A 22,202-nucleotide genomic window follows, 5' to 3' on the forward strand; every position below is an offset into this window, starting at 1 on the left:
ATCACGAGACCCATGAAGTTTTTCAAACGCAGTAAGAAGACGTCTGCGCCCGGCGTGCCTGAAGCCGATACCCGCGCGAACGAAGATGTCGCGCCCGCGGAGCGCGAGTCCGGCAGCGCGGACGACGTCGTCGCCACCCCGGTGCCCGCGGCCGAGGCCCTGGTACCAGCTCCCGAGCCTGAGCAGGCCGCGCCGGAGCCGGTACAGCAGCCGGCCGAGCGTCCGGTGGCGGCGGCGGAGGCCGGCTTCTTCGCCCGCCTGCGGCGCGGCCTCGGCAAGACCAGCAACACCCTGGTCGAGGGACTGGGAACGCTGTTTTTGGGGCGCAAGGAGATCGACGCCGAGCTGATGGAAGAGCTGGAGTCGCGCCTGTTACTGGCTGATGCCGGCGTTGACGCCACCGTCGAGATTATCGGGCGCCTCACCCAGCGTGTTTCGCGCAAGGAGCTGACCCGGCCGGAGGCCCTGCAGCGCGCCCTGCAGGAAGAGCTGTTGAGCCTGCTTCAGCCCTGCGAAATGCCGCTCGATGTGAGCGACCACAAACCCTATGTGATTCTCATGGTCGGCGTGAACGGCGTGGGCAAGACGACCACGATAGGCAAGCTCGCGCGCCGCTTTCAGGCCGAAGGGCGCTCGGTCATGCTGGCCGCTGGTGATACCTTCCGCGCCGCGGCGGTCGAGCAGTTACAGGTGTGGGGTGAGCGGCATAATGTGCCGGTCATTGCCCAGCACACCGGCGCCGATAGCGCGTCCGTGATCTACGATGCGCTACAGGCAGCTCAGGCGCGCAACGTGGATGTATTGATTGCCGATACCGCCGGGCGCCTGCACAACAAGGACCACCTGATGGAAGAGCTGCGCAAGGTGGTGCGCGTGATGGGCAAGCTGGATGCCGCAGCGCCGCACGAGGTCATGCTCGTGCTGGATGCCGGCACCGGCCAGAATGCACTGGCCCAGGCCAGCCAGTTCCAGCAGGTGGTGGGGGTGACTGGGCTCACCCTCACCAAGCTGGACGGCACCGCCAAGGGTGGTGTGATCTTCGCCATTGCCCGCAAGCTGGGGTTGCCGATTCGCTTTATCGGCGTGGGCGAAACAGCGGACGACCTGCGCCCGTTCGCGGCGGAGCCGTTCATTGACGCCCTCTTTGCAGGTGCCGATCAGGCGCCATGATCACCTTTGATCGTGTCAGCAAGCGCTACGCTGAAGGGCACGAGGCTCTGAGCGAAGTCAGCATGGATATTCGCCAGGACGAAATGGTGTTTCTCACCGGGCATTCGGGTGCCGGCAAGAGCACGCTGCTGCGGTTGATCATGCTCATTGAACGACCTTCACGCGGGCAGGTTATTGTCGACGGCCTGAACCTGGCCAAGGTGAGGGAGCGCGGTATTCCCCGCCACCGGCGCAATATCGGCGTGGTGTTCCAGAACCACCAGCTGCTGTTCGACCGCAGCGTCTTTGACAACGTTGCCCTGCCGCTGGTCATTGGTGGTTACGAACACCGGGAAATTGGCCGCCGTGTGCGTGCAGCGCTGGACAAGGTAGGGCTGCTGACGAAGGAGCGTGCGCTGCCGGTGACGCTCTCCGGCGGTGAACAGCAGCGAGTGGGCATCGCCCGCGCGGTGGTGGCGCGCCCGCGGATTCTGTTGGCGGATGAGCCCACGGGCAACCTCGACCCGGTGCTTTCGGCGGAGATCATGCAGTTGTTCGAGGCCTTCAGCCAGGTGGGTGTCACGGTGTTGATCGCCAGCCACGACCTCGCGTTGATCTCCCGCCTGCGCCACCGCATTCTGACCCTGCGTAACGGCCGCCTGGTGGGTGCGGGGTCATGAGCGTCGCCGAGGGCAAGCCGCGTCGCGATGGCGCCAGTGCTCGTCGCACGCGCCTGCGCCATTTACTGCAGGGCTGGCTGGCCCACCACCGGCTATCTGCCGCGGATAGCCTGGCGCGCGTGCTTGATCACCCGTTTGCCAGTGCCCTCACCTGGCTGGTAATCGGCATTGCGCTGGCGCTGCCGGCTGCACTGACCGTGGCGCTGGACAATGCCCGGGCGCTCAGCGACCGCTGGGACAGTCCGGCGCAACTGTCTCTATTCCTGGGTGGCTCGGTGGGTGGCGAGGAGGCGCAGGCCCTGCAGGATACGCTCCAGCAGCGGCCAGACATCGAACAGGTGGTGTTTGTCTCGCGCGATGATGCACTCGCCGAATTCAGCGCCCTTTCCGGATTTGCCGATGTGCTCGAGACACTGGAGCGCAACCCGCTCCCGGACGTTCTGCTGGTGACACCGGTGCCCGGTAGCGACGCGCTGGCGCCGCTCTACGAACAGCTCAAAGGTGACCCGCGCGTCGCGGAGGTGGTGCTGGACATGGCCTGGCTGGAGCGACTGAATACCCTCATGCAGCTAAGTCGGCGCGTGGTGCTGGCGCTGGGTAGTGTGCTGGTGGCGGGAGTGGTGCTGATTCTGGGCAACACCATCCGCCTGGCCATCGAGAGCCGGCGCGAGGAGATCGTGGTGATCAAACTGGTCGGCGGCAGCAATGCTTTCGTGCGCCGCCCCTTCCTCTACACGGGCCTCTGGTACGGGGTAGGGGGAGGCGTGTTCGCGGCGCTGCTGGTGGCCTCGGCGCTGTGGTTTCTCGGCGGGCCGGTGACACGCCTCGCCGAACTCTACCAGAGCAATTTCCGGCTGGGCGGTCTGGGCATCATGGGCAGCCTGAATCTGGTCCTCATTGGCGGCGTACTGGGGCTGGCGGGCGCGTGGCTGGCGGTGACCCGGCACCTGCGTTTGATTGCTCCGCGCTAGGCAGGACACGCCTTGCAGGGAACTTTTCCGTCGTTAGCACTCTAATACAAAGAGTGCTAGAATTCGGCACATGACAGAGGGGAAACATCGCATGAGCAAAGCGTTGCTGCCGGTCGACCAGATGGTCCCGGGTGCCAATCTTGCCGCCTACGTGCAGGCCGTAAGCACCATTCCGCTGCTGACACCGGAGCGCGAGAAGGCGCTGGCGGAAGACCTCTTTTTCAACAGCAATCTTGAGGCCGCGCGCGAGCTGGTCATGTCGCACCTGCGCTTTGTGGTGCACATCGCGCGCAGCTACTCCGGCTACGGCCTGTCCGAGGCCGACCTCATTCAGGAAGGCAATGTAGGCCTGATGAAAGCGGTCAAGCGCTTCAACCCGGAAAAGGGCGTGCGCCTGGTGTCGTTCGCCGTGCACTGGATCAAGGCCGAGATGCACGAGTTCATCCTGCGCAACTGGCGCATCGTCAAGGTCGCCACCACCAAGGCCCAGCGCAAACTGTTTTTCAACCTCCGCGGTGCGAAGAAAGACCTGTCTTGGCTCAGTCACGAAGAAGCGCAGGCGGTAGCGGATGACCTGGGTGTTGATATCGCCGAAGTGCAGCGCATGGAAGGCCGGCTCAGTAGCCGTGATGTCGCCTTTGATTCGCCGGTAGGGCAGGACGAAGACGACGCCTGGCAGGCACCGCAATACTACCTGGAAGACCAGCGCAGCGACCCCGCCCTGTCTGTTGAGTCGGACAATTGGCAGGAAAACAGTGAAGAACAGCTCTACCACGCATTGTCCGAACTGGATGAGCGCAGCCGCGACATCCTCGCCCAGCGCTGGTTGGCGGAGAAAAAGGCCACGCTGCACGAGCTGGCGGCCAAGTACGAGGTGTCTGCGGAGCGCATTCGTCAGCTCGAACAGAACGCCATGAAGAAATTGCGCAGCGCTATCGCCGCCTGAAGCATCCCCGGGGGTGCTACACTGCACCCCCCTGTTTTTCGGAGCCTCCCATGGCGCAGTTTTTCATTGCCAGCGCGGCTATCAGCGGCGCCCTCGCCGTCAGCTTTGGCGCCTTCGGTGCCCACGCCCTGAAAGCCCGGCTGGATAGCTATTCCCTGGACGTCTTCGAGACCGCCGTTCAATACCACTTTATTCATTCTCTCGCCCTGCTCGGGGTAGGCATCCTGCTGGTGCAGAACAGCGAGCTGGCCCTGCTGCGCAGCAGTGGCTGGCTGTTCCTGCTCGGCATGCTGCTGTTTTCCGGTAGCCTCTACGTGCTCAGCCTGTCGGGCCTGCGCTGGCTCGGTGCCATTGCGCCACTTGGTGGCCTGTCGTTTATCGCCGCCTGGGGTTGCCTGGCGGCCGCGAGCTGGAAACTGGCTGGCTGATGAGTGACAACAGCCAGCGCCCCATTCGCAGCTACGTACTGCGCATGGGGCGGCTTACCACCGGCCAGCAACGCGCCTGGGATACCTACTGGCCGCGCTACGGCCTGCTGCATGGCGATGGCATGCTCGATTACCAGAAGGTGTTTGGTCGCGACGCGCCGCGTGTGCTGGAAATCGGCTTCGGCATGGGGCAATCCTTCGTCGAGATGGCCGCGGCAGCGCCCGCGACGGACTTTATCGGCATTGAGGTGCACCGTCCCGGCGTGGGGAAAATGCTGCACAGCATGGCCGAGCGCGGTGTGGAAAATATCCGCGTGTACTGTCACGACGCGGTGGACGTGTTGCGCGACTGCATTGCCCCCGGCTCGCTCGATACCATCCAGATCTTCTTCCCCGACCCCTGGCACAAAAAGCGCCACCATAAGCGGCGCCTGATCCAGCCGGCTTTTACCGCAACGCTGGTGGACTACCTGAAGCCCGGCGGCGTGCTGCACCTGGCGACCGATTGGGAAAACTACGCGCAGCAGATGCTGGACGTGCTGGATGCCACCCCGGGCCTGGTCAACCAGGCGTCCGATGGGCTGTATGTCCCGCGCCCGGCACACCGACCGCTGACCAAGTTCGAGCAGCGCGGCGAGCGCCTGGGGCACGGCGTCTGGGATCTCATGTTCTGTCGCAGCGTCGACTGAAGCCCAGCCGTGCGCGCCCGAGGGGATGCCCTCAGGCGAGGAATTCCGTAATCACCGAGTCGAGAAAGCGGCGCCCCAGGGCGCTGGCGCGTACCCGTGTGCCCTCCTGCAGCAGCAGGCCGCGAGCGGTCAGTGTATCCAGTGCCGGTTGCAGGGTGGATGGCGGGAGTCCGGTGCGCGCCGTGTAGTCCGTCAGGGCGAAGCCGCTGTTCAGGCGCAGGGCGTTGAGCATATATTCGCCGGGCTTTTCGGCGTCTGCCAGCCACTGGGGCTGGACGCGCCAGTCGCCCGCCGCCGCGAGGTAAGCGTCCGGCTGGCGCCGTTTGGCATAGCGCAGAATACGGCCATCGGGGAAACTCACCTTGCCGTGCGCGCCCGCCCCGATACCCAGGTAGTCGCCGAACTGCCAGTAGTTCAGGTTGTGCCGACACTGCTCACCGGCCGCGGCCCAGGCCGATACTTCGTACTGCTCCAGGCCAGCCGTCGCGAGCTGGACCTCGCCGGCATCCTGAATATCCGCCAGCACGTCCTCCACAGGCAGCATGGGCGGCTGTTTGTAGAAAACCGTGTTCTGCTCGATGGTCAGCTGGTACCAGGAGAGGTGCCCGGTGTGGTAGCCAGTGGCCGTTGCCAGATCGGCCATGGCCGCGCTTGCACCCTGCGCGGGCAGCCCGTGCATCAGGTCGAGGTTGATACGCTGAAACCCTGCGCGGCGCGCAGCGCTTACCGCGGCGTGCGCTTGATCACTGTCGTGCACCCGGCCCAGCGCCGTGAGCTGTTCATTGCGAAAGGACTGTATGCCCAGCGACAGGCGGTTGATGCCGGCAGCGCGAAACCCCGCAAACTTCTCCGCCTCCGCGCTGCCCGGGTTGGCTTCCAGAGTGGCTTCGAGAGTGTCCGCCAGCGCTACCCGCTGCCCGATACCCTGCATCAGTCGACCGATGCCGGCAGCGCTGAACAGGCTCGGTGTACCGCCACCGATGAACAGCGTCTGGATCACGCGGCCCTGCACGAAGGGCAGGTCGGCCTCGAGGTCTGCCAGCAGGCTATCGATATAGGCCGTTTCCGGCAGGTTGCTGGATTCGTGTGAGTTGAAATCGCAGTAGGGGCATTTGCGCTCGCACCAGGGCAGGTGCACATACAGTGCCAGCGGGGGTAGTTGCAGCAGTTCGCCCATCAGGGCGCCGGCTGTTGCAGACGGCGCTCCAGTGCCGCTGCCAGCTGCGCGCAGGCCTGTGCCCGGTGGCTCACGCGGTTCTTGGTGCGCGGAGCCAGCTGCGCCGCGCTGCAGGTGAACGCGGCGACGTGAAACAGCGGGTCGTAGCCAAAACCGCCCTCACCCTGGGGGGTCTCGAGAATATGGCCTTCCCAGCTTCCCTGGCAAATAATCGGCGTCGGATCACCGGCGTGGCGCAGGTACACCAGCACGCACTGGTAGCGTGCGCTGCGTTCCGGCCACGGCACGCCCTGCAGCGCGGCCAGCAGCTTGCGATTGTTGCCTTCGTCGCCCGCCCCGGAGTAACGCGCCGAGTGAATACCCGGCGCGCCCTGCAGGTAATCCACTTCCAGCCCGGAATCGTCGGCAATAGCCGGCAGGCCGGTGTGTTCGGCGGCGGCGCGCGCCTTGAGGAGGGCGTTTTCCACAAACGTGAGCCCGGTTTCCGCCACATCCGGCACGCCGAATTCCGACTGTGCCTGTAGCAGGAAGCCCAGCGGGTCGAGAATGCGTGACAGTTCCGCCAGTTTGCCGGGGTTGCCACTTGCCAGCACCACGGCCTGTGCGTTGCGTGCGCTGCTCATCAGTTAACGTACAACTGGTGGCGATGCTCGAAACGATAGGTGGTATCGGCGCCTTCGGGGCGGAAATCAATCTCGAAAAAACGCCACTCTTCGTTGATGAAACCGAATTCCGCTATGTAATAGATGGCGCCGCTCTCCCGCACTTCGAGGAACTCCAGGGATTCACCGGTTATCAGGTCGCGTGTGTAGCCCTGAATCATCATCGCCCGCGCCTCGGTGCCATCGCCAACGTGCTCGCGAACCGCGAGGTTGAGAATAGCCCGGTTCTTGCCGCGGGTGATGCCATAGCTGGCGGCGACACGCGGGTCGAGAAAGGTGGTGTTGACCACGCTGTAGTGCAACTCGTAGGGGCCGAAGCGCTCGGATTGCTGGGCGCTGGCGGTGCTGGTGAGCACCAGCATGATCAGTGTCAGGCAAAATTTCTGGATCATCGTTCTCTCCTCAGCGGCTGATGAGATAGATCGCGGTGACGGCGAACAGGTTGGGCCAGGCGCTCGCCAGCAGCGGCCGACGCAGGGTGTTGCCGACCATATCGCGGGCGAGTATGCGGATGCCCCGCTCCTCACACAACGCTTCAAAATCCGTCACCGTGCAAAAGTGGATATTGGGCGTGTCATACCAGTTATACGGCATGAAACGGGAAACGGGCATGCGGCCCCGTGAACCCAAATACAGCCGGCAGCGCCAGTGCGCAAAATTGGGGAAGGTGACGATGCCCTGACGACCGATGCGCAGCATTTCCTCCAGCACGCGGTCCGGGTAGTGCACCGCCTGTAGCGCGTGTGCCATCACCACGGTATCGAAACTCTGGTCGGGGAAGTTGTCGAGACCCGCATCCATATCCTGTTCAACAATATCCAGGCCGCGGGAAACGGCATTGGTGATCTTGTCCGGGTCGATTTCCAGGCCCAGGCCGCGCACCTGGCGCTCCTTCGCCAGGCGTTGCAGGAATTCGCCGTTGCCACAGCCGAGATCGAGTACTCGTGAGCCGGGCTCGATCCAGCGCTGGATATGCGTGAGGTCGAGGCGCATCAGCAGTCTCCCCGCACGCGCTGCATATACGCCGTGAACAGCGCCAGATAACGCGGAATGGGCATGAGGAAGGCGTCGTGTCCCTCATCGGCCTCGATTTCCGCATAGGTCACGGGCCGGTCGGCGGCGATCAGTGCATCCACGATCTCGCGCGAGCGGCTGGGCGAAAACCGCCAGTCGGTAGAGAACGACAGCACCAGGAAGCTGCACTGTGCGCTGCGGAAGGCCGCCACCGGGTCGTCACCGTATTCACGGGCCAGGTCGAAGAAGTCCAGTGCCTGTGTCATCAAAATATAGGTGTTGGCGTCGAAGCTGCCGGAAAACTGGCTACCCTGGTAGCGCAAGTAACTCTGCACCTGGAATTCGGCGATCTCCTCTTCACCCAGCTCGAGACTGCCGGAACGCAGGTCGCGACCGAACTTGTTGGCCATGGCATCGTCGGACAGATAGGTAATGTGGCCGACCATGCGCGCCAGCGCCAGCCCCTTGGCCGGCAGTGTGTTGTGCGTCAGGTAGTGGCCCTCGGCGAAGTCGGGATCGGCCTGGATAGCCTGCCGGGCGATCTCGTTGAAGGCAATATTCTGGGCGCTCAGGCGCAGCGCGGAGGCGATCACGACACAGTGGCGCAGGCGCTGCGGGTAAAGCAGTGCCCAGCGCATGGCCTGCATGCCACCCAGGCTGCCGCCGACCACGGCAGCCCAGCAGTCGATACCGAGCAGGTCCGCTAAACGGGCCTGGCTGTGCACCCAGTCGCGTACCCGCAGTGAGGGAAAGTCCGGGCCCCAGGGCGCAGCGGTGTTAGGGTTGATGCTGACCGGGCCGGTAGAGCCGTGGCAGCCGCCGAGATTGTTCAGGCTCACCACAAAAAAGTGGTTGGTGTCGATCGGTTTGCCCGGCCCAATGCACTCGTCCCACCAGCCGGGTTTGCGGTCGTCGGCGCTGTGGTAGCCGGCTGCGTGATGGTGGCCGGAAAGCGCGTGGCATACCAGAATCGCGTTGGAACGCGCGCTGTTCAGCGTGCCGTAGGTTTCGTAGACCAGCTCGTAAGTCGCCAGTACACGGCCACAGGCCAGCGTCAGCGGCTCCTCGAAACGGGCGCGCTGTGGCGCGACAATGCCAACGGTCGAGGTTTTCACGCGGCGACGTTCAGAGCCCGATAACCAGGGCCGCAGGCAGGCCCGCCGCTGCCGCCATGTGTCCGAGCGCAATCTGGATCACGTTGATCAGGATGAACACCAGGATCGGCGAGAAGTCGATGCCGCCCATGTTCGGCAACATGCGGCGAAACGGCGCCATCACCGGCTCGGTGAGCTGGAAGAGCAGCAACAGCGCCGGGTGCCGGCCGCCGGGTGCGATCCAGCTGAGAATGATCATGGCCAGCAGGGCAAAGAAATAGATATTCACCAGCAGACCGACAACGCCCAGCACGGACCACACGAGCAGTGTCATTATCCCCGGTGGCCCCAGGCCATTCAGCGCCAGCAGCGCGACAATCGCCGCCATCTGCAGCAGCAGCGCGAGCAGCAGTGTCGACAGGTCCAGGCCCCGGTAGGCGGGAATCACGCGGCGCACCGGCAGCACCAGCGGGTTGGTGACCTTGGCCAGAAACTGGCTCACGGGGTTGTAGAAGTCGGCTCTGACCAGCTGTAACAGGAAGCGCAGCAGGATGGCCAGCAATGCCAGATTGAGCGCCGTTTGCAACAAATAGGCCGCGATATCACTCAGTGCGTTCATGGTGTCTCCTGCTCCGATGCGGCAGCCATGTCTGCGGCCCGCTGTTGCGCTGCGGTCATGGCGTGTGCCACCAGGTCGCGCAGCCCTTCGTGCTCGAAACACTCCACCGCGCGCTCAGTGGTGCCACCGGGGCTGGTGACGCGGCGTCTCAACTCCACCAGATCGACATCACTCTCCAGCGCCATGCGCGCCGCCCCAAGACCCGTCTGTCGGGTGAGGGCGGTGGCGCAGTCGCGAGACAGGCCCATGGCACAGCCGGCGTTGATCATGGCTTCCATGAACAGGAAGAAATACGCCGGGCCACTGCCAGACAGGGCGGTGATCGCGTCCAGCAGGGCTTCCTCATCGACCCACTGGACCAAGCCCACCGCGCCGAGAATGTTGTCGGCAAGGGCGCGCTGATCGTCGTTCACATGCGCATTCGCATACAGGCCACTGGCACCGGCGCCGAGCAGGGCCGGTGTATTGGGCATGCAGCGCACGATGGCCGTTCCGCTACCCAGGGCGTTCTCTATACTCGCAACGGTGGTGCCCGCAGCGATGGAAATGACCAGCGCTCCGCGCGCGCGAACCGTTGCGGCGATGCTCGCCAGCGCCGCGTGCATGACCTGTGGCTTGACTGCCAAGATGACCACATCGGCGTTGGCGCAGGCTTGCGCGTTGTCGTTGTGGACATTGATTGGGCCGAGCCTGCGCAGGTTGGTCAGGCTCTCCGCGGAGGGGTCGGCGGCGTGCAGGTCAGCTGCGGAATGGCCGCTATCAAGCAGGCCCCCGATAATGCTCGAGGCCATATTGCCGGCGCCGATGAGAGTAATAGCCGCGTTGGTCATAATTCGTGTGTCGGTTGGTCTGGGGAAGGCGGCAGTATACACGCCGTGGCTGGGCGAAATCATCCGCTCCCGCGCGTGCTGCGGGGGCCGAAAATATCCGTGCCCACGCGCACCATGGTAGCGCCTTCGGCGATGGCCGCTTCCAGGTCGCCCGACATGCCCATGGACAGTGTGTCCAGCTGTGGCAGTGTTGCCTGCAGGGCGGCCAGCGCTGCCTGTAGCCGCGCGAAGGGCAGGCGCTGTGCGGCAAAGGTCTCGGCGGGTGCAGGGATGGCCATCAAACCGCGCAGTTGCAGCCCTGGCAGTTGTGCCACCGCAGCGGCCAGTTCCGCCAGTTCACCCGGCTCCACGCCGGACTTGCTGTTTTCACCGGAGATGTTCACCTGCAGGCACACCTGCAGGTCGGCCAGCTGCGGCGGGCGTTGTGCGCTGAGGCGCTGGGCGATTTTCAGCCGGTCCACACTGTGCACCCAGTCGAAATGCTCGGCGATGGCGCGGGTCTTGTTGGACTGGATCGGCCCGATGAAGTGCCAGCAGAGGCCGAGATCGGCCAGCGCCTCGACCTTGGCCAGACCTTCCTGCAGGTAATTCTCGCCGAAATCCCGCAGCCCCAGCGCAGCCGCGGCGCGCACCTCGTCCGCCGAGCGGGTTTTGCTGACGGCGAGCAGACGTATCGCCCCCGGCGCGCGCTGGCTTTTTTCCGCGCTGAGTCGTACTCTTTCGAGGAGCCTGGAAATCCGTTGAGTGAGCTGTTCGTTTTGCATGAGGCAGATGGTAGCGGATTCCGCTACTGCCAGGCGAGTTGAGAATAATCGGTTGCCGCGCCATGAGGTGTGAGCAGCAGTATCCGGCGCTCGCGCCGGACCGGCCCAGAGGGAGTGGAACGGTGGATATTACAGAACTTCTCGCGTTCAGTGCCAAACAGGGTGCATCGGACCTGCACCTGTCTGCCGGCCTGCCGCCGATGATCCGGGTCGATGGCGATGTGCGCCGCATCAACCTGCCGCCGATGGATCACAAGCAGGTGCATGATCTCATCTACGACATCATGAACGACAAGCAGCGCAAGGACTACGAGGAGTTCCTGGAGACCGACTTCTCCTTTGAAGTGCCGGGTGTCGCGCGCTTCCGGGTGAACGCTTTCAACCAGAACCGCGGCGCCGGCGCGGTATTCCGCACTATTCCCTCGAAAGTGCTGACCATGGAAGACCTGGGCATGGGCCCGGTTTTCCGCGATATATCCATGATGCCGCGCGGGCTGGTGCTGGTGACCGGCCCCACCGGCTCGGGCAAGTCCACCACCCTGGCGGCCATGGTCGACCATATCAACGACAACAAATACGAGCACATCCTCACCATCGAAGACCCGATCGAATTCGTGCACGAAAGCAAGAAGTGCCTGGTGAACCAGCGCGAAGTGCACCGTGACACGCTGGGTTTTTCCGAGGCGCTGCGTTCCGCCCTGCGTGAAGACCCGGACATCATTCTGGTGGGTGAAATGCGCGACCTGGAGACCATTCGTCTGGCGCTGACCGCCGCCGAAACCGGTCACCTCGTGTTCGGCACCCTGCACACGACCTCGGCTGCCAAAACCATCGACCGCGTGGTGGACGTGTTTCCGGCGGCGGAAAAGTCCATGGTGCGCTCCATGTTGTCCGAGTCACTGCAGGCCGTTGTCTCCCAGACTCTGCTCAAGCGGTCCACTGGAGGCCGGGTTGCGGCGCACGAAATCATGCGCGGCACCTCGGCTATCCGCAACCTGATTCGCGAGGACAAGGTGGCGCAGATGTACTCTGCCATCCAGACCGGGCAAGCCCTGGGTATGCAAACCATGGATCAGTGCCTCAAGGACCTGGTGGATCGCCGCATCATTACCCGTGACATCGCGCGAGAAAAGGCGCGTATGCCGGAAAACTTCTAGTACTCAAGGATGGGAGATCGGGCCATGTTGATTGATGAGTTGTTGCAACGGGTCGTCAAGGAGCAGGCCTCCGACGGTTTTGTCACGGCCGGCGCGCCGCCGAGTATCAAGATTGACGGCCAGATCTACCCGATCAGCAAGGCCCGGTACACCGATGAGCAGACCCGCGATATCGTGCTTTCGACCATGAACGAGCGGCAGCGCGAGGAGTTCCTGCGCAGCCACGAGTGCAACTTCGCCCTGGCGGTGCCCAATCTGGGTCGGTTCCGGGTCAATGCCCTGGTGCAGCGCGGTAGCATGGGCCTGGTGGTGCGTCGCATCCACACCGAGATTCCCGAGATTACCGAGCTGGGGTTGCCGCCGATCATCAAGGAACTGTCCATGACCAAGCGCGGTCTGGTGATTTTCGTCGGCGCCACGGGCACCGGCAAGTCCACTTCACTGGCGGCGATGGTGGGTTACCGCAACCAGAACAGTCGCGGTCATATCATCAGCATTGAAGACCCGATCGAGTTCATGCACGACCACGGCAACTGCCTTGTGACCCAGCGCGAAGTAGGCGACACTGAATCCTTCGATGTCGCCCTGAAGAACACCCTGCGCCAGGCGCCCGATGTGATCATGATCGGCGAGGTGCGTTCTGCCGATACCATGGCCCAGGCGCTGACGTTTGCCGAAACCGGCCACCTCTGCCTGTGTACTCTGCACGCCAACAATGCCAACCAGGCACTCGATCGCATCCAGAGCTTCTTCCCGGCCGACCTGCACTCCCAGGTGTGGATGGACCTGTCACTCAACCTCAAGGCCATGGTGGCCCAGCAGTTGCTCCCGCACAAAGAGGGCAAGGGGCGCACGCCGGTGGTGGAGGTGTTACTCAACTCGCCATTGATTCAGGATTACATTCGCAAGGGCGATGTGCACCTGATCAAGGATGTCATGGCCAAGTCCACCGAGCAGGGCATGCAAACCATGGACCAGTCGTTGATTGAGGCCTACAAGTCCAACCGCATATCGCGCGAGGATGCGGTGCGCTACGCCGATTCGGCCAACGATGTGCGGCTGATGATCAAGATGTTCGACAAGGGGCAGGACTCGGGCGCGGACGACCTGGACTTGAGCTTTGACGAGTCGGATCGCGGCAAGCACATGGGCCGCTAGGCTCTAGTTATTCGCCTGTTCGGCCAGCCAGGTCTGCAGGATCAGTTCCGCCGCGTAACTGTCCACCGGTGCGGCGCGATAGTCGCCCCGGTGGCCCTGTTCGCGCTGTGCCGATTTGGCGGCATAGCTGGTCAGGCGCTCATCACTCATCTCCACCGGCAGCCCCAGACGCCCGTGCAGACGGCGCGCGAACTTGCGTGCCCGCAGTGCCAGCGGACTCACCGTGCCGTCCATGTTCAGCGGATCTCCCACGACGATCAGCCCCGGCTGCCACTCCGCGACCAGCGCGGCGATTTGCCCCCAATCGGGAATGCCATCGCGGGCCTGCAGTACGCACAGCGGCTGGCTGGTGGCGAGCAGGGAGTTCCCCACCGCAACGCCGATCTGGCGCAGGCCGTAGTCAAAAGCCAGTACGGTGGCGGCGCCGGCGCGCGCGCCGTGTTGTTTTTCAGGCATGGCCCGCCTGCGCGCTGATGAGATTCATATCGATGCCCAGTCCTCCGGCAGCCGCGGACATCCGCCGATGCCAGGGTGTCGCGAACAGAATATCGCCGTTGGCGGGCGCGGTGAGCCAGCTGTTGTGCGACAGCTCTTCCTCCAGCTGGCCGGCTGACCAGCCGGCATAGCCCAGGGCGATAAGGTAGTCACTGGGGCCGCTGCCAGCCGCGATCGCCACCAGAATATCCCGTGAGGTGGTCAGGGTGAGGTCCTCGGTCACCTTGAGGCTGGCGTCCCAGTTCTGGCGGGCGCCACGGTGCAATACAAAGCCATGATCCAGCTGCACCGGCCCGCCAGCCATCACCGGCTCATCGCTGAAGTCGCGACAGGCCTCTATTTTCAGGTGCTCGAAGATCTCGGCGACGTTGAGGTCCAGCGGCTGGTTGACCACCAACCCCATGGCGCCGCTTTCCCCGTGCTCGCAGAGGTAGGTTACGCTGTGCGCAAACAAGCCCCCTTCGAGGCTGGGCATTGCCAGCAGAAAGTGGTCCCGCAGGCAGGCGCCGCTGTGGGTAATGGTGGTGGAAACAGGCATGTTTTCGGGTGTTGACCTCAGGGTGAACGGTACCGGTTGCGTGGCGGCGTCTTCACTCTGAGCTTAGCCGGTTTTCTTCAAATTGCCACGTGCGCACGATTTCCAGCTTGTCAGTGGTGGCACGCAGCGCGGCGGGGAAGGGGGCAAACGGCGCGGCCATGCGCACAATCTTCATTGCCGCCTCATCGAGTACGGCGTAGCCCGAGGAGCTCAGGATGCGGAGGTCCTCCAGGCGTCCTTCGTAATTGACCACCACCAGCAATTGCAGGCTGCCGTAGAGGCCGTAGCGTATTGATGCTTCCGGATAATACTGGTTGCCTACAGCCTCCACCCGCCGCCGCCAGTCGTGCAGGTAGGCGGCGTCGATGGCTTCCTGCGCCGACACCGCACTGAGGCGGCGCACGCGGGGCGCACTCGACAGCGTGGTCTGGTCTTCGTCGATATCGACGTCGGCCTGTTCGCTGACCAGCCGGGCGGTGAGGCCGACTGGCTGCGGCGCTGACATCGGAGCCGCCTCCCGCTGCTGCACCCGCTCTGCTGCGGCCTGTTCGCGGCTGCTGCGCGCGCTCAAGGCGCTGTCACTGGCACTCGCATCGGCCGCCTCGCTCGCTTCCCGGGCTTCGGCCTGCAGGGGCGCGCCGGAGGAGCGTCCTCCGGTGCGGTCCTCGGCGGCTGAACTGCCGCTGCCCGCCTGGTTGAACTGGGCGAGGTGGGTGATCTCCTCCGGCGTCAACGCGGCGCGATGCTGGGCGAGAGTAATCGCCAGCTGCGGCGGCTGGGGTGAGGGCGACTCGAAACCGAACCCCAGTCCCAGCAGCAGAATGAGGTGCAGGGCACCGGCCAGAAACAGGGCGATGGTAAAGGTGTTGTCCGCAGTGGGCGCGGTGGTCGTGGACACGTGTTGCCGGCCCTAGCGGGCGGCCAGCTCCGCGGCAATACAGTCCATGAGCTGGCCGCCGATATCGACATCGTAGGCACGCTCTATTTCCTGAATGCCGGTGGGGCTGGTCACGTTGATTTCCGTCAGGTAGTCACCAATGATGTCCAGGCCGACGAAATACAGGCCGCGCTCGCGCAGGCTGGGGCCGACCTGCTCGGCGATCCAGCGGTCCCGCGCTGACAACAGCTGCGGCCGCCCCGTGCCGCCCGCGGCAAGGTTGCCGCGGGTTTCGCCCAGTGAGGGAACCCGCGCCAGGCAGTAGGGTATGGGTTCGCCATTGATCATCAGGATGCGCTTGTCGCCTTCGGTGATTTCGGGAATGAAGCGCTGTGCCATGATGGTGCGCTTGCCGAAATGCGTCAGCGTTTCCAGAATGACGTTCAGGTTCGGGTCGCCGGGTTTCACCCGGAAGATGGACGCTCCCCCCATGCCATCCAGCGGCTTGAAAATCACGTCGCCGTGCTCGGTCTGGAAGGCTTTCAGGCGCCGCGTATCGCTGCTCACCAGCAGCGGCGGGCAGCACTGGGGGAACTGGGTGGCAAACACCTTCTCGTTGCAGTCACGCAGGCTGTGGCAGCGGTTGACGATAAGGGTGCCTTCGCGCTCCGCGGCTTCGAGCATGTAGGTTGCGTACACATACTCGTTGTCGAAGGGCGGGTCCTTGCGCATGAGGATAGCGTCCAGCTCGGTGAGGTCCTGCACCTGCGCGTTGCCCAGCGTGTACCAGCTTTCCGGGTCGTGGAACACGGTCAGGTGGGACATGCTGGCGCGCGCCTTGCCCTGTTCGAGGAACAGGTCACCGGGCTCCATGTAGTACAGCTGCCAGTCTCTGGCCTGGGCGGCCCAGAGCATGGCCATGGTGCTGTCCTTCTTGAACTGGATCCGGGAGATGGGATCCATTACAACGCCGATCTTGATGGTCATCAGTGCTTTCCGCGATTGGGTGTTGCCGTAAAGTACGCAATGGGTGTGTCCTGCGCAAGCGTGAACCCCGCGCAACACGGCCCGCCTAGCGGGGCAGGCACATATCGCCCCAGTGGGCTTGCAGTATGGCCAGTGCGGCCAGGGGTGCAGTCTCCGTGCGCAGTACCCGGGGCCCCAGGGCGAGCGGCAGGAAACCGGCGGCCATTGCCGTGGCAATCTCCGCTTCGCTCAGGCCACCCTCAGGGCCGACCAGCAGGCTGAGCGACGTTGGTGAGCTCGCCGTGGCGGGCAGGGGCGAGGCGCGGTGATGCAGCACCAGGCGCTGTGTATCTTCGCAGTCACCGGTCCAGCCCGGCACCGTGCCCGGCGCATGCACCTGCGGCAGGCAGCTGCGGCCGGACTGTTCGCAGGCACTGATGGCGACCTGCTGCCAGTGTTGCAGCTTGCGGGCCTCCCGTTCGCCGCGCAGGCGCACTTCGGTGCGCTCGGTATAGAGCGGCGTAATCTCGGCCACCCCGAGTTCGGTAGCCTTCTGCACCACCCAGTCCATGCGCTCGCCGCGCGATACGCCAATGCCCAGGTGAATGCGCAGCGGCGACTCCACCAACCCCGGCTGACCCTGCTCCAGGGCGACGGTGACCGCACGTTTGTCGGCGCTGACAATGGTTGCCGGGAAATCCACACCGCTGCCGTCAAACAGGCAGAGTGCATCTCCGGGGCCCATGCGCAGCGCCCGGGCCAGGTGCTGACTGGGGCCGGGCTCAAGCACCAGCGTGGCGCCACCACTCAGTGTCTGCACCGTGAAAATGCGAGGAATCCGCACTACCGCGACCCTACAGCCCCAGGTTGTTGCGAATCTGCCGCGTGGGCTCCACCTGGTTCATGGTGTAGAAATGCAGGCCCGGAGCGCCGTTCTCCAGCAGGGTCTGGCAGAGCTGGGTGACCACATCGACGCCGAACTGACGGATGCTCTCTTGGTCGTTACCGTAGCCCTCGATGCGCTGGCAGATCCAGCGCGGGATTTCGGCGCCGCAGTTGCGCGAAAAGCGCGCCAGGTTGGCGAAGTTGGTGATGGGCATGATGCCGGCCACGATGGGTTTGTCGATGCCGATCGCCGCGCATTGGTCGAGAAAATAGAAATAGGATTCCACATTGTAGAAGTACTGGGTAATGGCGCTGTTGGCACCGGCATCCAGTTTTTCCTTCAGGAATTGCAGATCGCTGTTATAGCTCTCCGCTTGCGGGTGAATCTCAGGGTAGGCTGCCACCTCGATATGGAAGTAGTCGCCACTGTGTTCGCGGATGAATGACACCAGCTGACTGGCGTACACCAGCTGGCTGGCGCCTCCCATACCCGAGGGCATGTCCCCGCGCAGGGCGACAAGCCGCCGCACCCCGAGTTCACGGTAACGCTGCAGCAGGTCGCGGATGGTGTCTTCGCCGTCACCGCCGAAGCTCAGGTGCGGGGCGACATCAATGCCCTGCTCGCACAGCGCCGAGACCACACCGAAGGTGCTGTCACGCGTGGATCCGCCGGCGCCATAGGTCACCGAGAAGAAGCTGGGGTCCAGCGCCTGCAGAGCGGGTGTCGTCCGCTCCAGCAGGGCCGTTTTGCCATCCGCCGTCTTGGGCGGAAAATATTCAAAGCTGATTGTGGGCATGCTGCGCCTAGTACTTGTAGCTGTCGGGCTTGAAGGGGCCTTCCTGCTTCACGTTGATGTACTCCGCCTGGGCCGTGGTCAGTCGGGTGATGACGCCGCCAAAGCCGGCGACCATGTGTGCGGCCACTTCCTCGTCCAGCTTCTTCGGCAGGACTTCCACACGCAGTGCCGCGGCCTTCATTTCGGGCTCGAGGTTGGCGAAGCGGCGCTCGTACAGGTAGATCTGCGCCAGTACCTGGTTGGCGAACGAGCCGTCCATGATACGCGAGGGGTGGCCGGTGGCGTTGCCCAGGTTCACCAGGCGGCCTTCAGACAGCAGAATCAGGTAGTCGCTGCGGGCGTCGTCGCGGTATACCTTGTGCACCTGCGGCTTCACTTCTTCCCACTGCCAGTTGCGGCGCATGAAGGCGGTGTCGATCTCATTGTCGAAGTGGCCGATGTTGCAGACTACGGTGCCGGATTTCAGTGCGCGCAGCATGTGCTCGTCGCACACGTTGTAGTTGCCGGTGGTGGTGACCAGCAGGTCGACGTTGCCGAGAATGCCATGGTCGATACCGTCGGCAGTGCCGGTGTTAACGCCGTCGACGAAGGGCGATACCACCTCGTACCCATCCATGCAGGCCTGCATGGCACAGATCGGGTCGATCTCGGTAACACGCACGATCATGCCTTCCTGGCGCAGTGACTGGGCGGAACCCTTGCCCACGTCACCGTAGCCGATCACCAGCGCCTTCTTGCCGGCGAGCAGGTGGTCCGTGCCGCGTTTCACGGCATCGTTCAGGCTGTGACGGCAGCCGTACTTGTTGTCGTTCTTGGACTTGGTAATGGAGTCATTGACGTTCACCGCAGGGATCTTGAGCTCGCCGCGCGCCAGCATTTCCTGCAGGCGATGGACGCCGGTGGTGGTTTCTTCGGTAACGCCGTGGATGCGGTCGAGCATGGCGGGGTATTTCTGGTGCAGCATGCCGGTCAGGTCGCCGCCATCATCCAGTACCATGTTGGCGTCCCAGGGCTTGCCATCCTTGAGGATGGTCTGCTCCAGGCACCACTCGTATTCTTCTTCGGTTTCGCCTTTCCAGGCGAACACGGGTACGCCGGCGGCGGCGATGGCTGCGGCGGCGTGGTCCTGGGTGGAGAAGATGTTGCAGGATGACCAGCGTACTTCGGCACCCAGTTCGATCAGGGTTTCGATGAGTACCCCGGTCTGGATGGTCATGTGGATGCAGCCGAGGATTTTGGCCCCCGCCAATGGCTGGCTGGCGCGGTACTTTTCGCGCATGGCCATGAGTGCGGGCATTTCGGTTTCAGCGATGTCGAGTTCGCGGCGGCCCCAGTCGGCCAGTGTGATGTCGGCGATTTTGTAGTCGGGCTTGTTGTCGAGTTTGGTCACTGTGCTCATGGTCATGTCCTTCCTGCTGGTTGCTTCGATTGCTACTGTTTGTGTTTCGTGTTTCGTGTTTCGTGTTTCTGGGTTGGGCGCGCTGTAGTGCGGCCCCGCTTGCCGTCCCCCGCGGGCGACCGGGCCGGGCGGCCTGCGGCTGCCCTCACTGCGGAGCCCGCTCCGGGCCCCGCCCCGACGCGCTTCCTGCGCGGCGGGGCTTTCCGGCACATCCCTGTGCCTCCAGGCCCTGCGCCGGCGCCTTCGTTCGGCGCCCTCTACGGTCACCCGCGGGGGACGGCAAGCGGGGCCTCAGGCTCCTGCCAAATCGACGATCTGGCTGGAACGGGATCACTGCGTCCGGCACATCACCTTACCGAGCGGACTCTGTGCAGCACCGCATTGACTGAACCCGATGTGGCACCCAAGTGAGGCGCGGCGGGCTCGTCAGGGCTTTGCGGGACTGTCTGAAACATGGATGTTTCAGACAAGCCTACAGGGACGTATTCACGGCGTGTCCCGCAAAGCCCTGACGAGCCCGCAGTGCCGTCCTCACAGAGTCCCCACCAAAGTAGGCGCATCACATCGCCCGGCGCAATACCTCCGCTTTATCCGTCCGCTCCCAGGTGAAATCCGCGTCCTCCCGGCCAAAATGCCCGTATGCTGCAGTTTTACGGTAAATGGGCCGCTTCAGATTGAGCATGTCGACAATGCCCTTCGGACGCAGGTCGAAATGCTCGCGCACCAGCTTCACGATGCTGGCATCGGAAAGCTTGCCGGTGCCGAACGTGTTGATCGAGATTGACGTAGGCTCTGCCACTCCAATCGCGTAGGACACCTGAATCTCGCAGCGGTCTGCGAGGCCGGCGGCAACAATGTTCTTGGCCACATAGCGCCCGGCGTAGGCGGCGGAGCGGTCGACTTTCGAGGGGTCCTTGCCCGAAAACGCGCCGCCACCGTGGCGCGCCATACCGCCGTAAGTGTCGACAATGATTTTGCGTCCGGTGAGGCCGCAGTCGCCCACGGGGCCGCCGATGATGAACACCCCGGTGGGGTTGATGTGGTAGCGCGTATCGGCGCTCAGCCACTCGGCGGGAAGCACTTCCTTGATAATGAGGTCCATCACCGCCTGGTGAATATCGGCCTGGCTGATGCTCTCATCGTGCTGGGTCGACAGTACCACGGCATCAATGCCGACCGGCTGGCCATTCTCGTAGCGCAGGGTCACCTGGCTTTTGGCATCGGGGCGCAACCAAGGCAGCGTGCCGTGCTTGCGCAGCTCCGCCTGCCGCTCTACCAGACGGTGGGCATAGAAGATCGGCGCGGGCATGAGGGTGTCGGTTTCATTGGTGGCGTAGCCGAACATCAGGCCCTGGTCGCCGGCACCCTGTTCCTTGTCGTCACCGGCATCAACGCCCTGGGCGATATCCGGGCTCTGCTTGCCAATGGCGTTGAGGACCGCGCAGGACGCGCCATCGAAGCCGACTTTCGAGCTGTTGTAGCCGATGTCCAGCACGACGTTGCGCACCACGTCCTCGAGGTCGACATAAGTTTTGGTGGTCACCTCACCGGCAATCACCACCATGCCGGTCTTGACCAGGGTCTCCACCGCGACACGCGCATCGGGGTCGTCGACAAGGATCTTGTCGAGGATGGCGTCGGAAATCTGGTCGGCCATTTTGTCGGGGTGTCCTTCGGACACTGATTCGGAGGTGAAAGTCGCGTACTCGCTCATACCGTGGTTCCTGTCGCTGTGTGTGGGTGGCCGAAGAGGCGCACCTGTATCTGAAATCCGTTGCGCTGTGCCAGATAGACGCTGGCGATGTCGGTCAGTCCGGCATCGCTGGCCCAGGCTGCGAGGTCCTCGGGGGCAAAGCCCAGCCAAAGATCACCGCAGTTTTCCCGCGCCCAGGCCTGGTCGTGGCGGCACAGGTCGGTAACCAATACCACGCCGCCGGGTGCCAGGCAGGCGGCAACGTCGTGCAGTATCTGCTGTGGCTGTGGCGTGTGGTGCAGCACCATATTGATGACCACGCAATCTGCCTGCAGGCTCGCCAGACGCTCGTGTCCGGTGTCGCCGTGCACGAATTCAATGTTCTCCAGTGCAGCCGTGGTGCTGCGTGCCCGTTCGAGCATGGCCGCGGTGTTGTCCAGCGCGACCACGTGCCGGAAACGGGGGCCCAGGGTCAGCAGGAAGCTGCCGTCACCCGGGCCCACTTCCAGTGCGGTGTCGAAGCGGGCGAGCGGGGCGTCCCGCAATACCTGGGCTACGGTGTCCGCGTATTGTTCGTAGCTGGCGATAAGGTCTTGCTGCTGGCGGAATTTGTGCGCGTTGTCGGTGAAGAAATGGCGTGAATTGGCCTCTCGCTGGCGTTGTACCTGCTGCAGGCGTTGTTCCAGCAGTTCGGGCAGGGGCACGGCATCCAGCGCATCGAAGATCTGTTGCTGCAAGGCGTCCAGACCCGGCTGTTGGCCGAGCTCGCTGCGCCGATAGAAAATGGAGTTGCCTTCTCGTCGGGAGGCGACCAGCCCCATGCCGGCCAACACTTTGAGGTGGTGGCTCAGCGCGGGCTGACGGGTTGCAAACAGGGCGCACAACTCGGAAACGCCGAAGGAGTCGTTGCGCAGCACGCGCAGGATCTGCAGGCGCAACGGATCTGCGCTGGCCTTGCACAGGCTGGCCAGGGATTCGATGCGCGCTTCGGGACGGGTGTCCAGCGCGTCGGGTTGTCGGGTCGCGGTGAGCATGGCGGCGGAGTGTAGCAGGCAATGCAATCTATATCAAAAAAGTTTGATATAGGTGCGCGTTGCGTCGCGACGGGCAGAATAAGCGCGCAATAGTTGGGTGATTTGTTTGCCGTGGGCCGCCGCTTACGCGAAAATGACGCCCCCTTGTTTACCGGCCTCAGCGCCTAGCCACGGAGCACG

25 protein-coding genes are annotated in these 22,202 nt (G+C 63.7%); 8 read left to right on the top strand and 17 right to left on the bottom strand.

Annotation, left to right across the window (positions count from 1 at the left end):
• Positions 1-12: 12 nt before the first annotated feature.
• The 6 genes from ftsY (at position 13) to trmB (ending at position 4,863) form a co-directional block, all read left to right on the top strand.
• Entirely contained in the window at positions 13-1,170 is a 1,158-nt protein-coding gene (gene ftsY / locus EGJ68_RS02250; protein ID WP_199227902.1) for a signal recognition particle-docking protein FtsY, read from the top strand.
• Positions 1,167-1,829, top strand: a complete 663-nt coding sequence (ftsE, locus tag EGJ68_RS02255; RefSeq protein WP_123032924.1) for a cell division ATP-binding protein FtsE — start codon at positions 1,167-1,169, stop codon at positions 1,827-1,829. The genes ftsY and ftsE overlap by 4 nt, the downstream gene beginning before the upstream one ends.
• Positions 1,826-2,800 carry a permease-like cell division protein FtsX gene (ftsX, locus tag EGJ68_RS02260; protein ID WP_158283458.1) on the top strand — a complete coding sequence of 325 codons (975 nt, stop codon included), beginning with the start codon at positions 1,826-1,828 and terminating at the stop codon, positions 2,798-2,800. The genes ftsE and ftsX overlap by 4 nt, the downstream gene beginning before the upstream one ends.
• A gap of 91 nt (positions 2,801-2,891) precedes the next feature.
• Positions 2,892-3,746, top strand: coding sequence for an RNA polymerase sigma factor RpoH (gene rpoH / locus EGJ68_RS02265; protein ID WP_027950186.1), 855 nt, complete (start codon positions 2,892-2,894; stop codon positions 3,744-3,746).
• Between the two features lie 50 nt (positions 3,747-3,796).
• Positions 3,797-4,174, top strand: coding sequence for a DUF423 domain-containing protein (locus tag EGJ68_RS02270; RefSeq protein ID WP_123032925.1), 378 nt, complete (start codon positions 3,797-3,799; stop codon positions 4,172-4,174).
• The gene (gene trmB / locus EGJ68_RS02275; RefSeq protein ID WP_123032926.1) at positions 4,174-4,863 is read left to right on the top strand and encodes a tRNA (guanosine(46)-N7)-methyltransferase TrmB; all 690 of its coding nucleotides are present in this window, start codon (positions 4,174-4,176) and stop codon (positions 4,861-4,863) included. Before EGJ68_RS02270 ends, trmB begins: the two co-directional genes overlap by 1 nt.
• Positions 4,864-4,894: 31 nt before the next feature.
• On the opposite strand, the gene hemW is transcribed toward trmB, so the two are convergent.
• From hemW to EGJ68_RS02315, 8 genes are read right to left on the bottom strand one after another with little or no spacing between them, the layout of a single operon-like run.
• Positions 4,895-6,040 (bottom strand): radical SAM family heme chaperone HemW, encoded by a 1,146-nt coding sequence (hemW, locus tag EGJ68_RS02280; RefSeq protein ID WP_123032927.1) that lies wholly within the window; start codon positions 6,038-6,040, stop codon positions 4,895-4,897.
• Positions 6,040-6,663 (bottom strand): RdgB/HAM1 family non-canonical purine NTP pyrophosphatase, encoded by a 624-nt coding sequence (gene rdgB / locus EGJ68_RS02285; protein WP_123032928.1) that lies wholly within the window; start codon positions 6,661-6,663, stop codon positions 6,040-6,042. The genes hemW and rdgB overlap by 1 nt, the downstream gene beginning before the upstream one ends.
• Positions 6,663-7,094: a DUF4426 domain-containing protein gene (locus tag EGJ68_RS02290; RefSeq protein ID WP_233248642.1), complete on the bottom strand. Its 432-nt coding sequence runs from the start codon at positions 7,092-7,094 to the stop codon at positions 6,663-6,665. The genes rdgB and EGJ68_RS02290 overlap by 1 nt, the downstream gene beginning before the upstream one ends.
• Positions 7,095-7,104: 10 nt before the next feature.
• Positions 7,105-7,695, bottom strand: coding sequence for a methionine biosynthesis protein MetW (gene metW, locus EGJ68_RS02295; protein WP_123032929.1), 591 nt, complete (start codon positions 7,693-7,695; stop codon positions 7,105-7,107).
• Positions 7,695-8,831, bottom strand: a complete 1,137-nt coding sequence (metX, locus tag EGJ68_RS02300; protein WP_123032930.1) for a homoserine O-succinyltransferase MetX — start codon at positions 8,829-8,831, stop codon at positions 7,695-7,697. Before metX ends, metW begins: the two co-directional genes overlap by 1 nt.
• Before the next feature lie 10 nt (positions 8,832-8,841).
• Positions 8,842-9,429 (bottom strand): YggT family protein, encoded by a 588-nt coding sequence (locus tag EGJ68_RS02305; RefSeq protein ID WP_123032931.1) that lies wholly within the window; start codon positions 9,427-9,429, stop codon positions 8,842-8,844.
• Positions 9,426-10,259: a pyrroline-5-carboxylate reductase gene (proC, locus tag EGJ68_RS02310; RefSeq protein ID WP_123033996.1), complete on the bottom strand. Its 834-nt coding sequence runs from the start codon at positions 10,257-10,259 to the stop codon at positions 9,426-9,428. Before proC ends, EGJ68_RS02305 begins: the two co-directional genes overlap by 4 nt.
• Positions 10,260-10,318: 59 nt before the next feature.
• Positions 10,319-11,023 carry a YggS family pyridoxal phosphate-dependent enzyme gene (locus EGJ68_RS02315; RefSeq protein WP_123032932.1) on the bottom strand — a complete coding sequence of 235 codons (705 nt, stop codon included), beginning with the start codon at positions 11,021-11,023 and terminating at the stop codon, positions 10,319-10,321.
• A gap of 122 nt (positions 11,024-11,145) precedes the next feature.
• Here EGJ68_RS02315 and EGJ68_RS02320 point away from each other — a divergent pair, with 122 nt between their 5' ends.
• Both EGJ68_RS02320 and EGJ68_RS02325 read left to right on the top strand, forming a co-directional pair.
• Positions 11,146-12,180 carry a type IV pilus twitching motility protein PilT gene (locus EGJ68_RS02320; RefSeq protein ID WP_027950197.1) on the top strand — a complete coding sequence of 345 codons (1,035 nt, stop codon included), beginning with the start codon at positions 11,146-11,148 and terminating at the stop codon, positions 12,178-12,180.
• A 24-nt stretch (positions 12,181-12,204) separates the two neighbouring features.
• Positions 12,205-13,338, top strand: a complete 1,134-nt coding sequence (locus EGJ68_RS02325) for a PilT/PilU family type 4a pilus ATPase (protein ID WP_123032933.1) — start codon at positions 12,205-12,207, stop codon at positions 13,336-13,338.
• Positions 13,339-13,341: 3 nt separating this feature from the next.
• Here the strand turns inward: EGJ68_RS02325 and ruvX are convergent, their stop codons facing one another.
• The 9 genes from ruvX to EGJ68_RS02370 form a co-directional block, all read right to left on the bottom strand.
• Positions 13,342-13,794 (bottom strand): Holliday junction resolvase RuvX, encoded by a 453-nt coding sequence (gene ruvX, locus EGJ68_RS02330; protein WP_123032934.1) that lies wholly within the window; start codon positions 13,792-13,794, stop codon positions 13,342-13,344.
• The gene (locus EGJ68_RS02335) at positions 13,787-14,371 is read right to left on the bottom strand and encodes a YqgE/AlgH family protein (RefSeq protein ID WP_123032935.1); all 585 of its coding nucleotides are present in this window, start codon (positions 14,369-14,371) and stop codon (positions 13,787-13,789) included. Before EGJ68_RS02335 ends, ruvX begins: the two co-directional genes overlap by 8 nt.
• A 52-nt stretch (positions 14,372-14,423) precedes the next feature.
• The gene (locus EGJ68_RS02340; protein WP_233248643.1) at positions 14,424-15,269 is read right to left on the bottom strand and encodes an energy transducer TonB; all 846 of its coding nucleotides are present in this window, start codon (positions 15,267-15,269) and stop codon (positions 14,424-14,426) included.
• A gap of 12 nt (positions 15,270-15,281) precedes the next feature.
• Complete coding sequence (gene gshB / locus EGJ68_RS02345; protein WP_123032936.1) at positions 15,282-16,235, bottom strand: glutathione synthase; 954 nt, start codon at positions 16,233-16,235, stop codon at positions 15,282-15,284.
• Positions 16,236-16,320: 85 nt separating this feature from the next.
• Positions 16,321-17,058, bottom strand: a complete 738-nt coding sequence (locus EGJ68_RS02350; protein WP_123032937.1) for a 16S rRNA (uracil(1498)-N(3))-methyltransferase — start codon at positions 17,056-17,058, stop codon at positions 16,321-16,323.
• A gap of 10 nt (positions 17,059-17,068) precedes the next feature.
• The gene (gene metF, locus EGJ68_RS02355; protein WP_123032938.1) at positions 17,069-17,896 is read right to left on the bottom strand and encodes a methylenetetrahydrofolate reductase [NAD(P)H]; all 828 of its coding nucleotides are present in this window, start codon (positions 17,894-17,896) and stop codon (positions 17,069-17,071) included.
• 7 nt (positions 17,897-17,903) lie between these two features.
• Positions 17,904-19,295: an adenosylhomocysteinase gene (gene ahcY, locus EGJ68_RS02360; protein WP_123033998.1), complete on the bottom strand. Its 1,392-nt coding sequence runs from the start codon at positions 19,293-19,295 to the stop codon at positions 17,904-17,906.
• A 559-nt stretch (positions 19,296-19,854) separates the two neighbouring features.
• On the bottom strand, positions 19,855-21,009 hold the full coding sequence (metK, locus tag EGJ68_RS02365) for a methionine adenosyltransferase (protein ID WP_123032939.1): 1,155 nt from the start codon (positions 21,007-21,009) through the stop codon (positions 19,855-19,857).
• Positions 21,006-22,022 (bottom strand): ArsR/SmtB family transcription factor, encoded by a 1,017-nt coding sequence (locus EGJ68_RS02370; protein ID WP_123032940.1) that lies wholly within the window; start codon positions 22,020-22,022, stop codon positions 21,006-21,008. Before EGJ68_RS02370 ends, metK begins: the two co-directional genes overlap by 4 nt.
• Positions 22,023-22,202 lie beyond the last annotated feature (180 nt).

Source organism: Haliea alexandrii, assembly GCF_003719295.1.
GTDB classification, from domain to species: domain Bacteria; phylum Pseudomonadota; class Gammaproteobacteria; order Pseudomonadales; family Halieaceae; genus Haliea; species Haliea alexandrii.

Excerpts from the sequence above, each read along its gene's own strand:
- metW (WP_123032929.1), bottom strand. The coding sequence starts at position 7,695 with ATGCGCCTCGACCTCACGCATATCCAGCGCTGGATCGAGCCCGGCTCA.
- ruvX (WP_123032934.1), bottom strand. The coding sequence starts at position 13,794 with ATGCCTGAAAAACAACACGGCGCGCGCGCCGGCGCCGCCACCGTACTG.
- EGJ68_RS02290 (WP_233248642.1), bottom strand. The coding sequence starts at position 7,094 with ATGATCCAGAAATTTTGCCTGACACTGATCATGCTGGTGCTCACCAGC.
- EGJ68_RS02325 (WP_123032933.1), top strand. The coding sequence starts at position 12,205 with ATGTTGATTGATGAGTTGTTGCAACGGGTCGTCAAGGAGCAGGCCTCC.
- proC (WP_123033996.1), bottom strand. The coding sequence starts at position 10,259 with ATGACCAACGCGGCTATTACTCTCATCGGCGCCGGCAATATGGCCTCG.
- ahcY (WP_123033998.1), bottom strand. The coding sequence starts at position 19,295 with ATGAGCACAGTGACCAAACTCGACAACAAGCCCGACTACAAAATCGCC.
- gshB (WP_123032936.1), bottom strand. The coding sequence starts at position 16,235 with ATGACCATCAAGATCGGCGTTGTAATGGATCCCATCTCCCGGATCCAG.
- EGJ68_RS02305 (WP_123032931.1), bottom strand. The coding sequence starts at position 9,429 with ATGAACGCACTGAGTGATATCGCGGCCTATTTGTTGCAAACGGCGCTC.
- trmB (WP_123032926.1), top strand. The coding sequence starts at position 4,174 with ATGAGTGACAACAGCCAGCGCCCCATTCGCAGCTACGTACTGCGCATG.
- EGJ68_RS02270 (WP_123032925.1), top strand. The coding sequence starts at position 3,797 with ATGGCGCAGTTTTTCATTGCCAGCGCGGCTATCAGCGGCGCCCTCGCC.
- rdgB (WP_123032928.1), bottom strand. The coding sequence starts at position 6,663 with ATGAGCAGCGCACGCAACGCACAGGCCGTGGTGCTGGCAAGTGGCAAC.
- ftsY (WP_199227902.1), top strand. The coding sequence starts at position 13 with ATGAAGTTTTTCAAACGCAGTAAGAAGACGTCTGCGCCCGGCGTGCCT.
- EGJ68_RS02335 (WP_123032935.1), bottom strand. The coding sequence starts at position 14,371 with ATGCCTGTTTCCACCACCATTACCCACAGCGGCGCCTGCCTGCGGGAC.
- EGJ68_RS02370 (WP_123032940.1), bottom strand. The coding sequence starts at position 22,022 with ATGCTCACCGCGACCCGACAACCCGACGCGCTGGACACCCGTCCCGAA.
- ftsX (WP_158283458.1), top strand. The coding sequence starts at position 1,826 with ATGAGCGTCGCCGAGGGCAAGCCGCGTCGCGATGGCGCCAGTGCTCGT.
- rpoH (WP_027950186.1), top strand. The coding sequence starts at position 2,892 with ATGAGCAAAGCGTTGCTGCCGGTCGACCAGATGGTCCCGGGTGCCAAT.
- ftsE (WP_123032924.1), top strand. The coding sequence starts at position 1,167 with ATGATCACCTTTGATCGTGTCAGCAAGCGCTACGCTGAAGGGCACGAG.
- metK (WP_123032939.1), bottom strand. The coding sequence starts at position 21,009 with ATGAGCGAGTACGCGACTTTCACCTCCGAATCAGTGTCCGAAGGACAC.
- EGJ68_RS02315 (WP_123032932.1), bottom strand. The coding sequence starts at position 11,023 with ATGCAAAACGAACAGCTCACTCAACGGATTTCCAGGCTCCTCGAAAGA.
- metF (WP_123032938.1), bottom strand. The coding sequence starts at position 17,896 with ATGCCCACAATCAGCTTTGAATATTTTCCGCCCAAGACGGCGGATGGC.
- hemW (WP_123032927.1), bottom strand. The coding sequence starts at position 6,040 with ATGGGCGAACTGCTGCAACTACCCCCGCTGGCACTGTATGTGCACCTG.